Consider the following 15,028-nt stretch of genomic DNA (forward strand, 5'->3'; position numbering starts at 1 on the left):
CATTTACAGCCTTGCAGCGGCTTTTTACGGACAGCAGAGCTCCGATGTCCGCCAAGTCCAAGCAACCCTGCGGCGATGGTGTCAGAACAGCAACTCAGCGGGAGCTACGGGAGCATTTTCTCCCGTTTCGGCTTCTGAGGTAAAGTCTGGCTGGTCTACCGGCTCCATTTCTTCTCCCGTATCTCCCGTTGTTCCCGTTCCTCCCGGAGAGCTTGAGAGACTAGAAATTGACTGAAGTTGAAGGGTATAACGGTGGTTTGCAGAGTCATAAGGACGCAGGACCTCGAAACCGTGTGCGCTTCGCCCCTTCCAGTATTTAACCTTCCGGCCAACGGCAGCAGGCTGGTGGTTTTGAAGTCCATCAGGATAGAGGTCATGTTCCTCCATGAGTTTGCACACCTCAGTAGCAGTGACCCGTTTGGTACCGTAAGCCTTGGCCCAAATGGCAATCAGGGTGTTGAAATCTTCATCCTCACGATTGGCTTGGTTATGAAGCTGAGCCATGTTCATCAGGACGCCCCCGTAACCGGCGTATTCAAGGACGCCGCCCACGCTCTGGCTGTAATTCCTCATACCGGCCTCGTGGACGGTGCCTTTAGTCATGCCTGCTTTCACCCATGCCTGAATCAAGGTGAAGATGGCCCACAAGAGTTTGGAGCGGTGCTGGTTAAACCAGTCGAACAGGTCGGCCCGCCGATAGGTGCGGTTCTGCGCGACTCCAGACTGCACATCGAGGTGTACCAGACTGGTCCGCCGCCGCAACTCGCCGGAAATTTCAGGACGATTGGCCGTCAGAATCCACTGCATCTGGTTAAGATGCGTCTCGGTTTCGTTGCCGCCCAGCACGCGGTCTGAGAAGGAAGGGGCGGTGATGAGATTGGCGAAGACACCAGAATCCAGTCGATGGTTAATGTTGTCGATGACGAGGACGCGGGGGCTGTCCCGGAGAAATGACAGGATGCGCTTACGGAACTCGTCCTCCTGCTTCACTTCGGGGAGTGTAGTGAATGGGCCGTCCTGAGCAAGCTGGAAGATGATGCGGGCCAGGGGGCTTTTGCCAGCCCCTGGTGACTCAGCAGCGATGAGCTGCATGGGTATCGCTTCAGACACCATGTCGCGCATATGGGGTGTGAGGATGGCGGCCAGTGCGTTGCTGCGTGAAGCCTCATCGGCGAACAGGCAGTCCTGGAGCAGGTCTTCGAGCAGCGCTTTGGCCTGGGCCATTTCCGTGGTTGATGGAGTGACGGAAACGTGGGGAAGATTCAGTTTGCCGGTATCCAGCCAGACCCGTTCATCAACGTGATACCCGTTCTCCTGAACAAATTGCCCGTCCTGGTTGAAGAACGGCATATTCCGTATCCCTTTGATGACCGGCACTCTCCAGAATTCCATATCGGCGTTCAGTAGGAAGTTCACGACTCCGCTTGGCGGCCCGGCCAGCTCCTTTCGTGTGGTTCTGAATTTGAACAGTCGGCTGAGTTCCGTTTCCAGTACCTGCTGCCTCGTGACTGGCTCCAGGGTCATTCGGCCAGTCTCCGGGTCCCTGACTCGGCGGACAACGCGGTTGCCCTGCCGGAAGAAGCGTTCTATCCGTACATTAACAGCGGATAGTTCTCGGCTAACGAGCATCGCCTGCTCAAAGATGTCGTCGGGCAGAGTCAGCGTGGGTCTGATGGGGACTGGACTGGAAGAGACGGAGGATAACACTGAACCTGAGAGCAAGAATCTTGGTGGTACGCCGCTGGCCCCGAAGAAGGTGTTGATGTCGTTCATGCGCCCTGCCAGCCCAGAGCAATGTGCAGCGCACCGGGGTGCAGAGCAATCTGAAAACGGATGCGGATAAAGAGTTGCTGGATAAACCAGCAGGTCAACATAAGGATGTGAGGGAGTTGCGAGAGAACGAAAATAGCGGCTTGAATATCTAACATGGGTGCCTCCTGATGGCGACAGCACAAAGCTAGAACGGAGCCTCGTTGGCTCCGTCCGTCTTCTGGTGTGCTGTTTGTGCGGGCCTCTGATACTCAGATAGGCCGTTGACGCTTGCAGCTTAAATAGGCTGTCAAGCCTTTCGGACGCCTGACCCACACTTCGGCTTAAACTGAAATATTGGGCGAAATTCCAAGAAGTGCGTTGTGAACAGCAAAAAAAGCTGAGACGTCCCAAAACCGGAGGTCATTGCCATCTGAAGTCAATCACTGCTCTGTCTAGACATCATGGTCTGAGGGATGGGTTGGTCTTAAGTCGGTACCTTTTCTCTGGTGCGAATCTCTTCTGCTCATCTCTTGACCGCTCCCCACCTAGAATTGGCGGGTGCTGCTGCTCTCCGAACTTGTTCCTGGTGCCTACGTTCGCGGTCTAATTGCTGAGCAGGTGGTGCAGGTGCTAAGCGTTATTCCCATCACCACCGGTATCGCCACGCTGGTCATTAAGGACGTGCAGGGCCAGCTTTCCGAACGGCTGGTGTACGCGAAAGACCTAGAAGGGTGTGAACTGGTCACTCCGCAGTCGTCATACCGTTTCGACGGCGATGCAGACAGCCTGCGTCTCGTATCTGAGGCCCTGCGGATTCAGCTCGCGCACCTCTTTGACCCCTACCTCGCGGTCCACACTTCGCAGGTTATGCCGCTGCCGCATCAGATTACGGCGGTGTACGGGGAGATGCTGACCCGCCAGCCGCTGCGCTTCCTGCTGGCCGATGACCCAGGGGCTGGGAAAACCATCATGGCGGGCCTCCTTATTAAGGAGTTGCTGGTGCGTGGCGAGTTGGAACGTTGCCTCATCGTCGCACCAGGTGGGCTGGTCGAGCAGTGGCAGGACGAACTGGCGAACAAATTTGACCTGCACTTCGACTTGCTGTCGCGTGACCGTATTGCGGCCAACCGCATCGCGGACCCCTTCGGGGAGTCGCCCTTCTGGATTGCCCGCATGGACATGCTCAGTCGGAACCCCGAATTGCAGGAGCGACTGGCAAATCATGAGTGGGATTTGATAGTGGTGGATGAGGCACACCGCATGAGCGCACAGGCGCTGGGCCGGGAAGTGAAGTACACCAAGCGCTTCCTGCTGGGCCGGGAACTCTCGCACCAGACGCGGCACTTCCTTTTGATGACCGCCACACCCCACAACGGCAAGGACGACGATTTCGCCGTATTCATGAGCCTGCTCGACGCTGACCGCTTCGAGGGGCATCACTCCGGTGGGGTGGACACCAGCGACCTGATGCGCCGCATGGTCAAGGAAGACCTTCGGCGCTTCGATGGGCGCAAGCTCTTCCCACAACGGGTGTCCGAAACAGTGGCTTATGCGCTCTCGCCGGGAGAGCAGGCCCTCTATGACGCTGTAACGGACTATGTCCGCCACCAGATGAACAGCGCTGACCGGCTCGACGAGTCCCGGAGGGTCAACGTGGGCTTCGCCTTGCAGACCTTGCAGCGCCGCCTGGCGAGTAGCCCCGAGGCAATTTACCAGTCCCTGCGCCGCCGCCGGGAGCGACTGGAGACCCGCCTGCGAGATGAGACGGCGGCTCCGATGCCCACTGCCGACGACTGGGATGACTTTGATGACCTCGACGACGCGGAGGCCAATGAGCTGGAGCAAACGGTGGTGGACTACGCCACCAGTGCCCAGACGGTCCATGAGCTGCGCATCGAAATCGGGGCTTTGACCGAACTGGAAGCCCAGGCGCTCAGGCTGCGCAACAGCAGAGAGGACACCAAATGGCGGCAACTGGCCGACGTGTTGCAGTCGCCGCAGATGCTGCGTGCGGACGGCACCCGGCGCAAGATGATTATTTTCAGTGAGGCGCGGGACACGCTGAACTACCTGACCACCCGCATCCGCACGCTGCTGGGACAGGCTGAAGCTGTGGATGTCATTCATGGTGGCGTCAGCCGGGATGCGCGGCGGGCCATCGTGGAACGCTTCAATTACGGTTCGGACCTGAAAGTCCTGATTGCCAACGACGCGGCGGGCGAGGGACTGAACCTCCAGACCGCCAACCTGATGGTCAACTATGACCTGCCCTGGAACCCCAACCGGCTGGAACAGCGCTTTGGGCGTATTCACCGAATTGGGCAGGAGGAGGTCTGTTTCCTGTGGAACCTGCTGGCGCAGGGGACCAGGGAGGGAGACGTGTACGCCGCCCTGCTGCATAAGCTGGAAAACCAGTCGCGCACGCTGGGCGGGCAGGTATTCGATGTGCTGGGTCAACTCTTCGAGGGTCAGCCCCTCCGTGACCTGCTGATGAAGGCAGTGCTGTACGGTGACCGCCCTGAAGTCAGGGCCGAACTACATCAGGCAGTGGAGGGTGCCGTGGATGCGGAGTCGCTGCGAAAGCTGCTGGAGGCCAGGGCGCTGGGACACACTCGTATGGATACTAGCGAGGTGGGCCGTATTCGCGACGACATGGAACGCGCCGAAGCCCGCAAGCTCCAGCCGCACTTCATCCAGGCGTTCTTCATCAGCGCTTTTCAGGAACTGGGCGGCAGTCTGACCCCCAGAGAGGCAGGGCGCTTCGAGCTGCGCAATGTTCCAGCACGCATTCGCGAAAAAGCCAGGGAGCTTCATCCAGGGCAATCAGTGAACCGGCAGTACTCGCGCGTCACCTTTGACAAGCACTTGGTCCGCAGCACCCAGCCCGAAGCGGCCTTCATCTGCCCTGGACATCCTCTGCTGGATGCGGTCATCGCCCTGACCCTGCATCAGAACCGGGCCGTGTTGAAGCGAGGCAGCGTGTTGATTGACCCATTGAACCGCACGGCCACTCCACGCCTGCTCGCCTACGTGCAGCATGAAGTGCGCGACAGTCGGCCCAGCCGGGGACAGAACCACACCGTCATCAGCCGCAGGTTGCAGTTCGTCGAATTGGGGGCGGACGGACAGGCTCAGGACGCTGGACTGGCCCCACACCTGGAATACCGCTCACCCCGGCCAGAGGAACTGCCCTTGCTCCCACCGCTGATGCGTCAGCCCTGGCTGGAGGGCGATGTGGAGGCCCTGGTGCGCGCTTACGCCGCAACACGACTTGCTCCGCAGCATGTTCAGGAGATAAAAGAAACGCGCCTGGAATACATCGGCAAGGTGGAGCGGGAGGTGCGCTCACGCCTGACCCGCGAGATGAATTACTGGGATGGGCGGGCCAGTGAACTGAGGGCGCAGGAGCGTGACGGCAAGACGCCGCGCGTGAACAGCCAGAAGGCCAGCGAGCGGGCCACTGACCTGGCCGAACGCTTGGACCGCCGAATTAACGAGCTGAACCGCGAACGCACCATCAGCGCGGGGGTTCCCGAAGTCCTGGGCGTGGCCCTGGTCATTCCGCAAGCCCTACTTATCTCAGACACGCGCACAGCACACAGTCCTGACCCAGTGGCACGCGCCGCCGTGGAGAGGGCTGCGATGGAGGCCGTCACGCAGGCTGAAGTGCGGCTGGGACGGGTTCCCCGAGATGTCAGTGCCCAGCGCGGCCTGGGGTATGACATCGAGAGTAAAGACCCGGCCACCGGCAGGCTGTACTTCATCGAAGTTAAAGGGCGCTGGCAGGGGGCGGACACGGTGACGCTCACCCGCAACGAGATTCTAGCGAGCCGCAACGCACCGGAGCAGTTCCGGCTGGCTCTGGTGGAGGTCACGCCGAGTGGCCCCAGCGAACCGCGCTACCTCAGCCAGTGCCAGTTCAAGGAACCCAGCTTCGCTGAGGTGGCGGCCACGTTCCATCTCGGAGAACTGCTCGGAGTAGCGCACAGAGCGCACTGAATAACTGGCCTGGATATTCGTATCAAGCGGCTTATTCTGGCTTCAGAATATGGGGTAAAAGACGAATAAGCTGTTCAGAGAGTGCGCCGGGTCTCTGCTACCACCTGTTTGGACGCCGCAGTGGCCGTAATGTCAGCGTCAATGATAGGGACGCTCAGCAGTTCTGTCAGGGTTTTGACGAGCGTGGCTGCCATGAAAAAATTGTTTTCTCTAACTGCGCCACCTAATTCGGCTTCATCTGCCTCGCACTGGGCTAGTGCACTGCGCACTCGCACCACCATCTGCTTGATGAGGTCACCGACTTCCTGCATGCGACTCTCGATACCGGTCAAGCCCACTTGCGCCACATGCACCTTGACGCAGTATTCCTGGACATCTGCTGAGTATTTGGTTGCGGCAGTGAGGGCCTCTTGACCCTTCTTGGCAGCAATGAATGTTCCTGCCAGAGCCGCTGGTGCCGCGAAGAGACCAGTGGCGACAATGGCTCCCAGCGCCATGCCTCCACCACCAGCCGCCAGTGTTCCACCGCCTAGCCACGCCAGAGCAGCGCTGTTGGCCGCAGCGCCGCTAAGCCCAGTGATGGCTGCTCCGGTACTGGCTGCTCCGAACGCAGTCACAGCAGATGAGACTCCCATGCCAGTTGCCATTCCAGCCACGGCAACCTGAGTTACGCCTTTTACGACATCCTGCCCCTGAATCCCAAGGCTGAACTTAAGTTCTTCCAGCTTTTCCGGGGTGATATTGAGCTTCAGTGCAAAATCTTTATCGGAAATGTTAACGTTCTTCTTCTGTCGCTTCCAGAGTTCCACGAACCGCTTAACGGTGCCGTCCATTACAGCATGCTTCTGTTCTTCCAACTCCAGGCTTGCCTGGCGCACACGCTCCATGTGCTCAGCAAACCTGTTTTGTGCTGCGGTACGAGCAACTTCTGCCTTCTCGTGGGTGGACTTGGCATCACTGAAAGCCATTCCGGCATCCGCACCTTTCTTGATTGCTCCAACCGCCATAACGCCAACGACCCAAATTAGTGGAAAAGGCATATATCTCCTTTAAAGCTCAAGTACGAAATCGGGATTATCGAGGTTCGCCTTAAAAGTGGCCAGGTCTTTAAAAGGGCTTGACTTGGCGAGGTCAAGGATGCCGCCCAGAAGGAGCTGCATCTCTGCCAAATTGGCCTGAGCCTGTGCTGTATCCAAGCGCGCGAACATTTCTCGAAAATTAGACCGGCGTTCGTCGAAGGTCTTTTCCAGGTAAAGCTCTAGCGTGGCGCGTACAGTCTCGATTTCAGCGATGCGGGCGTCTTTTCGGGCTGTGATGTCGTGTCTGGCGGTGGTTTCACGCTGCACAGTTTCCACGTAGTCCATGGCAAAATCGCCAACCGTCTTTGTAGCTTGTAGACCTGCCTGCACATACATCGTGCCCGGCGCAAGTCCACCTGCTAAACGCGAGCCGATAGCTGAAATTGCAGGGCCACTCACGGCGGCAAAGGAAACTCCATGAGATGGCATAGGCCCAACGTACTGGGACGGCCCACCCGTTGGCATATCCGCACTGGGTGCAGAAGCATTTTGCTTTGGCCCTGTGGTGGTTCCCGTGGCTGTTGAGCCTTTCTGAAACTGATTCATGACGGCCTCGGCGGCCATCTTCTTGCCCTGCGCCACTGCCCCGTCCAGCGTGCCTGATTCCATCAGACGGTCAGCCAAGGGGCGGACGAAAGTGATAAGAGCGCCGAGCTGTTGATAGAGCTGTTCAGCGTCCATCCTGCCTGATGGAGTTGCACTGGTCATGGGTTTCTCCTCCGAGAACGGGTCAATTCTTAAGAACCGTTGACGAAGTAAACCGAAGAAGCTATAGCAGGTTTGTCACAGTGGGACACACGAAAGACCTTGATGCTCCAATAGGATAGTGAGTGGGATACGGAAGATTCTCATTGACTACTAATTTATTCTGACCCACACTATGACTTCACGCAGGAACCCACAACCCCGATGACCGCAGCCTCTGCTCCACGCCGGAAACTCATTGAGGTGGCCCTGCCACTGGAGGCCATCAACGCTGCCTCGGCCCGTGAGAAGAGCATTCGCCACGGCCACCCCAGTACCTTGCATCTCTGGTGGGCGCGCCGCCCGCTGGCAACAGCACGCGCCATTCTGTTCGCGCAACTGGTGGATGACCCGAACCATGAGGCCGCACCACCTGAGTTTGTGGAGGCATGCCAGAACCTTGTGGTCCTGACTGGGCGGCAGGAGGTCAAGGACAAGAGCGGGAAAATCACCACCAAGGCGCGTATTCCAGGCGTCAAAGGCACCTTCGCCACCGCCGAGGACACCCCGCGTAATCGGCTGTTCGATTTTATTGCCGAGCTGGTGGAGTGGGAGAACACCACCAACGAGATGGTGATGAAGCAGGCCCACGCCCTGATTCTGCTGAGTACCGACGGCAACCCACCCCCCGTTCTAGACCCCTTTTCCGGTGGCTGCACCATCCCGCTGGAAGCGCAGCGGCTGGGGCTGGAAGCGCACGGCAGTGACCTGAACCCGGTGGCGGTCATGATTGGCAAGGCCAGCATCGAGATTCCGCCGCGTTTCGCGGGCCGTCCACCTGTCCATCCGCAGACAAAAGCCATCAGTGGCGGCACGTACAAGGGCGCGCAGGGGCTGGCCGAGGATGTCCGCTATTACGGCCAGTGGATGAAGGAGCAGGCCGAGGCCCGCATAGGTCACCTGTACCCCAAGGCCAAGCTGCCGGGTGGGGGTGAGGCCACCGTCATCGCATGGTTGTGGGCCAGAACAGTGAAATGTCCCAACCCGGTTTGCGGCGCGAACATGCCGCTTGCCAGCAGCTTTGAACTCAGCACCAAAGTGGGCAAACGTGCCTGGGTAGAGCCGCAGGTAGACCGCAGCGTTTCGCCGCCAAAAGTCAGTTTCCAGATTGGCGGCCCGACTGGAACGCCACCAGAGTCGCCCAAAACTGGACGCGGCGCAAACTTCCGTTGTGTTGCGTGTGGAACTGCCGTGGACGATAAGCACATCAAGGCCGAGGGCAAGGCGGGACGTATGGGAGCACAATTGATGGCGACAGTGGCCGAGGGTGAAAGAAAACGGATTTACCTAGCCCCGACAGAAGAGATGGAGGAGGTTGCCAGAGTGTCTGAGCCAGCCTGGAAGCCTGACCAGCCCATGCCTGAGAATCCCCGCTGGTTCTCACCGCCCGATTATGGAATGCCGCTTTACTCGGACATTTTCACCAACCGCCAGCTCACCGCCCTGACCACCTTCTCTGATTTGGTGGCCGAGGCCCGCGAACGCGTGAAGGCCGATGCCCTGACCGCAGCTATGGAAGAAGGCCAGTTTCTGCGTGACGGTGGAACTGGAGCGCAGGCTTATGCGGAAGCGGTTGGGGTATATCTTGGGTTTGCAGTAGATAAAGGTGCCGACAATTGGTCCGAAATTACGAGCTGGCGCAATTCCGTAGGCTCAACTCGGACAACTTTCTCTCGTCAAGCTCTACCAATGGTCTGGGATTCTGCTGAAGCCAATCCCTTTGGCACGGCTGGCGGCAGTTGGATAGATACATGCGTTGATTTTATTCAAAAGGGTTTGGAGGCTATGCCCTACAGGGGAGTACCAGGCTCAGAGCGTCAGTTAGATGCTGCTTCCTTCCTCGTCCCGGAGGGGGCAATAATTTCCACTGACCCGCCGTATTACGACAACATTGGGTATGCTGACCTCTCCGACTTTTTTTATGTTTGGATGCGGCGCTCCCTGAAATCCACGTACCCAGATTTATTCGGCGGCATTTTGGTCCCCAAAGCGGAGGAGTTAGTGGCGACGCCCTACCGTCACGGCGGTAAGAATAACGCGGAGAAGTTCTTCCTTGAGGGCATGACCCAAGCTATATCTAATATGGCGGCACGCGGAAATCAAAAATATCCAGCGGCGATTTATTATGCCTTCAAGCAGTCGGAGACAGATGGAGGCGGTGTTAGCAGCACTGGATGGGCGACTTTCCTTGAAGCAGTTATTGAGGCAGGTTATTCAATCAACGGCACTTGGCCTGTACGAAGTGAGAAAGAAGGCCGCATGGTTAGCAATGGAACCAACGCCCTCGCCTCCTCCATCGTTATGGTGTGTCGTCCTCGTCTGGCCGACGCACCTATGACCACCCGTGCCGACTTCCTGCGTGAACTGCGCCGCTCCCTCCCCGATGCCCTGCAAGCCCTGACTGCCAGCAACATAGCCCCGGTGGACATGGCGCAGGCTAGCATTGGCCCCGGTATGGCGGTGTTCAGCAAGTACGCGCAGGTGCTGGAATCGGACGGCTCGCGAATGCCGGTGCGAGTGGCGCTGCAACTGATTAACGCAGCGCTGGACGAGTTCTTTTCTGAACAGGAAGGCCATCTGGACGAGGACACCCGCTTTGCCGTGACCTGGTTTGAAAGCCACGGCACCGAGGAAGCCGCGTATGGCGACGCCGAAACACTGGCAACGGCGCGTGGCGTGAGCGTGGCCGGGGTGCAGGAAGCGGGCCTGATTGTGGCGAGGGCCGGAAAAGTGCGGCTGCGGACGCGCGATGAGTTACCCCAGGACTGGACCCCCCAGACCGACAAGCGCCCGACAGCCTGGGAAGCGGTGCAACATCTGGCGCGGATTAACGCCAAGGACGGTGCAGACGCGGCGGGCGTGCTGATGGCCCAGTTGGGTGAGCTGGCCGATAGCGCGCGTCAACTAGCCTACCGTCTGTACGGCATCTGTGAACGGAAGGGCTGGAGTGCCGAGGGCCAGGTCTACAACGCTCTGGTGGCAAGCTGGACGGAAGCAGCAGAGGCGGCGGCGCGGGTGGACAAGCAACCCACAAACACGCAGCCAGGGCTGTTTGACTGATGGACGTGGACCCTCTGCGGCTTCATCTGCGGGTTCTACAACTGCTGGACGAATTGCACCGCATCGGTTTTGAGCAGTTTCGGTTCGCGCGAAGTTATGAGGGTCAGCGTGTCCGTCTTCAGCTTTATCCGGCCAGCCTGAGCCGCAGTGGTGAGGGCATTCAGTGGGATATTGCTCAGCAATTCACGTTCTCCCACACTGAACTTTACCTGTGGGGCATGTCCTGTGCTGAGCGGGGTCTTGAAGAGAAATGGGCGGGTCTGCTTGAGGGCGAACTTGCTTCCAAGCATCTGGTAGGGCTGTGGGTTCTGGACTTCGCTGATTTTTCACGGCTCGCGTATGGCCCTGACCACACGTACCGGGAGTGGTTTCGGACCCTGCGTCCTCTCTTGCAGCAAGGCTACCTACCAATGACCTGGGAAGAAGACTCTTACGGCACCACCCCGAACTATGACCGCCATATGGTCATGCAGAATGCCAGCGGCAGAACAGAGCTGTTCCCTCGCTCCCCAGTCAATCCATTTATTGCTGAGATTTGACCGATGCAGCTCAGGCTGGGTTGGGTCCGCCCAGTGCTGGAGTAGCGGTCAGGTGCTGGTGACGAGAGGCATCATCGGGGGACGGACAAAGACCAGCAGCCCTCTACAGGTTAGAGCTGGGGCGCACCAGTGCGGACCCCGATGGGAGGAAGCGTGACTGGAATCTGGGGGGCTGCTGAGCAGACGTGTCGCTTGTCTGTGACTACCTTGTCACTGCGGAACCGTTAGCCTGTGCGCATATGGCTCTTTCCAATCGACAGCGCGTGCAGGGCGCTCAGGACGCTTTGCTGGATGAACTGGTGGTGTACGTGGAACGCGCGCTTCGCGGGGCATATGGCGAAGACTGGGTCAACCGCGTCACCGCGCGCTTTGCTGGCACCCCGATTGATGGCGTGGGCAAGCCGCAGTGGGACATGCAACTGGCGGTCAAAGTGATGGCTGAGTTCTGGCATGACGCCTTCGGGGACAAGCTCAAACAGACGGACCGCAATAACATCTTTGAGCTGCGCGACTGGCGCAATGCCCTGGCCCATGACCAGCCCTTCACCTACGACGACACGCACCGTGCGCTGGACACCATGCACCGGGTAGCATCCCGCATCGGGCTGGGTGTGGCCGCGCAGTTGATGAAGGAGCGCGACGAGACCATGCGCATCAAGCTGCGTGAACAGGAGCGCTCGGTGTCGCGCAGCGTGACACATGTGGACGGCAAGATTCCAGAGGGCTTGAAAGCCTGGCGTGACGTGATTATCCCCCACGCTGACGTGCGCGAAGGTAAATTCCTGGCGGCGGAGTTCGCGGCAGATTTGGCGCAAGTCTACAAGGGAGATGCCAGCGCCGAGTACGGCGAACCGCGAGCCTTCTTCAACAGGACCTTCGTTACGGCGGGCCTGCGGGACCTGCTGACCAACGCGCTGACCCGGCTGGGCAAGGGCGAGGGTGACCCGGTGGTGGAGTTGCAGACGAACTTTGGGGGCGGCAAGACGCACTCCATGCTGGCGCTGTATCACCTCTTCGGGGATGTGCCTTCGCAGGAGCTGCCAGGGCTGGAGGCGGTGCATGCCAAATCTGGCGTGCCGACTGCGCCCGCCAATGTCAACCGCGCCGTCCTAGTGGGCAACAGCCTAGGAACCGGGCAGCGCAAACAGCGCGACGGCACCGTGACCAACACCATCTGGGGCGAACTGGCCTACCAGTTGGCCGGGCCGCAGGGCTATGCGCTTGTGTCGCAGGCCGACGAGCAACGTGCCAATCCCGGCACCGAGAAGCTTATTCGTCTGCTGAAACTCGCCAGCCCCTGCCTGATTCTGATTGACGAGTGGGTGTCCCAACTGCGCGAACTGTACAACCGTCATGACCTGCCCGCCGGGTCCTTTGAGTCGAATGTCAGCTTTGCCCAGTCGCTGACGGAGGCGGCCAAGAGTGTGCCGCAGGCGCTGGTGGTGGCAAGCCTGCCAGCGAGTCAGACGGAAGTGGCCGGGGAGGGGGGCAGCGCAGCCCTGGACGCCCTGAAGCAGACCTTCAAGCGCGTGCAGAGTACCTGGCTACCCGCCAACCCAGAGGAGTCCTTTGAAATTGTCCGCCGCCGCCTGTTCGAGCCGCTTCAGGGAGACGCCTACCGTCAGGTGGACGCGGTGGTCAAGGCGTTCACGGACCACTATGCAGCCAACAGAACCGACTTCCCGGTAGGCGCAGCAGAGCCGGATTTCGGGCGCAGGCTGAAGAACAGCTACCCCATTCACCCCTCTCTGTTTGATGCCCTGTTCGGAACGTGGAGCGCTATGGAGCGTTTTCAACGAACGCGTGGGGTGCTGCGCCTGATGGCCCTGGTCATTCATCGACTTTGGCAGGACGGTGAAAAGAGCCTGATGATTCTGCCCGGCACCCTTCCACTCGATGATGTGCGCGTACAGGCCGAGTTGCGGAATTACCTCAGCGAATCCTGGGAAGCCATCATGAATCAAGAGGTGGACGGCCCCAGCAGCCTGCCGGTTCAGGTGGAGGCGGAGGACAAGAGCGGCATGCTGGGGCAGGTGGCGGCGGCGCGCCGGGTCACCCGGAGCGTGTTCATGTGTACGGCCCCCAAAGCGAACACGGCCCACCAGGGCATCGACACCCGTAGCGTCTTCCTGAGCAGCATTCAGCCAGGGGAGCAGGCCGGGCCGTTCAGCGACGCCCTGCGCCGCGTCTCACAACAGGCGGTGTATCTGTATGCGGACGCGTCCCATTACTGGTTCAGCACGCAGCCCAGCCTTAACCGGCGTGCGGCTGATTTGGCGGCCCATCTCCCCGAGGACGAGGTGTTGCACGACATCGAGCGCCGCTTGCAGGTTCATACCTCGGCCAGGTCCCGTGGCGATTTTGCAGGAGTGCATGTCACGGCAGACAGCGGCAGCGTACCGGACGAATCGAAAGAGCCTGCCGTGCGCCTGGTCATCCTGCCGCCAGAGTTTCCCCACCTGAAGGGCAGTGCTACCAGTCCGGCCACGACGCGCGCCCATGAAATCGTGACCCGCCGGGGCAATGCAGACCGTCTAGGCCGCAACAACGTGGTGGTCCTAGCAGTGGATAAGGCCCGTCTGGACGAACTGTTTGGCCGGATTAAACAGTACCTGGCCTGGAGCAAGATTCATCAGGATGCCGACGCTAGCAACCTCACGCCCAGCAACAAGCGGCAGGCCGAGAGCCGGATGAAGGAGCATGACAAGGGCAGCGACGCCCAAATTGGCGCGGCCTACACCTTTTTGCTCACGCCTTATCAGACCCAAGATGCAGGTCAGGGACCGCCTGCCATCCTCATGGACGAGGAACGTCTGGCAGGCGACGGGGAATTGATTGAGCGGGTCACCAAGAAACTGGTAAACAGCGGCAAGCTGACCCGAAACTTCGGTGCGCTGCTGCTGAACATGAAGTTGCAACACCTCTGGGCCAATGAGCCACATTTGAGTGTGAAACAGCTTCTGGCGTACTTCGCGCAGTATCTGTATCTGGACCGCCTCACCAGCTCAGAGGTGTTGCTGGCAGCGCTACGGGAGGGCGTGGCGGCCAGTGAGCCGTACTTTGGCTATGCCGATGGGTTCGTGGACGGCAAGTACTCCAACCTGAAATTCGGACAGGACGCCACCGTGCGTGCCGATGACCTGTCCGTGGTGGTCAGTCGGGCCGCCGCGCAGGCTCAGCGTACTGCTGAAGCGGAGGAAGCCAGAAGGTCCTCTAAACCCCATGACAGCGATAAAACACCAGACGAGACAGGCACGGAGGACGGTTTCAGAACTGACCCAATCAGACCTGAGCCAAAGCCAGTGGTGCCGCCGCCCTTACCCCAGCAAGTTTTTGCAGAAGGCAAGCTTGATGATGCCCGCATGGTCCGTAAGTTCCAGACCATCTACGAGGAAATCATTCAGCAGGTCATTGATGCGGGCGGTGACGTGAGCGTTGAACTGGTCATTCGCGGCGACGTGCGGGGCGGGCTGAACACGACACAGCAACGTAACCTCAGTGAGAATGCACGCAACCTGGGCCTGAAACTGCAACTGGAGTGATACTCGCGGCCAAAGAGCTGACCACACCTAACCCCATTTCCGAGTTGGATTCCGAGTTGGAAGCTGTGTCCTTGATGGAACTTCTGTCTGGCACAGGTTTTCTGCGTCAAGTGGGTTCCAGGACTTTCCAAGTGGGTTCCGAGTTGGATTCCGAGTTGGCGGGTCAGCCTGATGACGATAAGAGTACTTATGGGCGACAGTGAATAGTGGGTGTATATCCAAAAAACTCGTGCCAGTCGCTGTTGAGCGCGGCATGTTTTCAAGATATGGGCAACTTATGGGCGATTGCCGGTCTTGGCACTGCTCATATCAT

The 15,028-nt window shown here is 59.3% G+C and carries 8 protein-coding genes; 4 read left to right on the forward strand and 4 right to left on the reverse strand.

The genetic code is table 11. From position 1 onward, the window contains the following. Nucleotides 1–81: 81 nt before the first annotated feature. The gene (locus BOO71_RS00450) at nt 82–1,773 is read right to left on the reverse strand and encodes a hypothetical protein (RefSeq protein ID WP_075830029.1); all 1,692 of its coding nucleotides are present in this window, start codon (nt 1,771–1,773) and stop codon (nt 82–84) included. Then, nucleotides 1,770–1,928 (reverse strand): hypothetical protein, encoded by a 159-nt coding sequence (locus tag BOO71_RS27485; RefSeq protein ID WP_175607317.1) that lies wholly within the window; start codon nt 1,926–1,928, stop codon nt 1,770–1,772. Before BOO71_RS27485 ends, BOO71_RS00450 begins: the two co-directional genes overlap by 4 nt. Before the next feature lie 382 nt (nt 1,929–2,310). On the opposite strand from BOO71_RS27485, the gene BOO71_RS00455 reads away from it, so the two are divergent. Further along, nucleotides 2,311–5,751 (forward strand): helicase-related protein, encoded by a 3,441-nt coding sequence (locus tag BOO71_RS00455; protein ID WP_075830030.1) that lies wholly within the window; start codon nt 2,311–2,313, stop codon nt 5,749–5,751. 74 nt (nt 5,752–5,825) lie between these two features. On the opposite strand, the gene BOO71_RS00460 is transcribed toward BOO71_RS00455, so the two are convergent. After that, nucleotides 5,826–6,791: a hypothetical protein gene (locus BOO71_RS00460; protein ID WP_075830031.1), complete on the reverse strand. Its 966-nt coding sequence runs from the start codon at nt 6,789–6,791 to the stop codon at nt 5,826–5,828. 9 nt (nt 6,792–6,800) lie between these two features. After that, nucleotides 6,801–7,538 carry a hypothetical protein gene (locus BOO71_RS26195; RefSeq protein WP_139322644.1) on the reverse strand — a complete coding sequence of 246 codons (738 nt, stop codon included), beginning with the start codon at nt 7,536–7,538 and terminating at the stop codon, nt 6,801–6,803. 201 nt (nt 7,539–7,739) lie between these two features. On the opposite strand from BOO71_RS26195, the gene BOO71_RS00470 reads away from it, so the two are divergent. The 3 genes from BOO71_RS00470 to BOO71_RS00480 all read left to right on the forward strand — a co-directional run bounded on the left by BOO71_RS00470 (nt 7,740) and on the right by BOO71_RS00480 (nt 14,715). Continuing rightward, nucleotides 7,740–10,634, forward strand: a complete 2,895-nt coding sequence (locus tag BOO71_RS00470; RefSeq protein WP_075830032.1) for a DUF1156 domain-containing protein — start codon at nt 7,740–7,742, stop codon at nt 10,632–10,634. Between the two features lie 5 nt (nt 10,635–10,639). Beyond that, on the forward strand, nt 10,640–11,173 hold the full coding sequence (locus BOO71_RS00475; protein WP_139322645.1) for a hypothetical protein: 534 nt from the start codon (nt 10,640–10,642) through the stop codon (nt 11,171–11,173). A gap of 239 nt (nt 11,174–11,412) precedes the next feature. Beyond that, nucleotides 11,413–14,715 (forward strand): DUF499 domain-containing protein, encoded by a 3,303-nt coding sequence (locus BOO71_RS00480; RefSeq protein WP_075830034.1) that lies wholly within the window; start codon nt 11,413–11,415, stop codon nt 14,713–14,715. Nucleotides 14,716–15,028 lie beyond the last annotated feature (313 nt).

Source organism: Deinococcus marmoris, assembly GCF_001949125.1.
Classification (GTDB): domain Bacteria; phylum Deinococcota; class Deinococci; order Deinococcales; family Deinococcaceae; genus Deinococcus; species Deinococcus marmoris_A.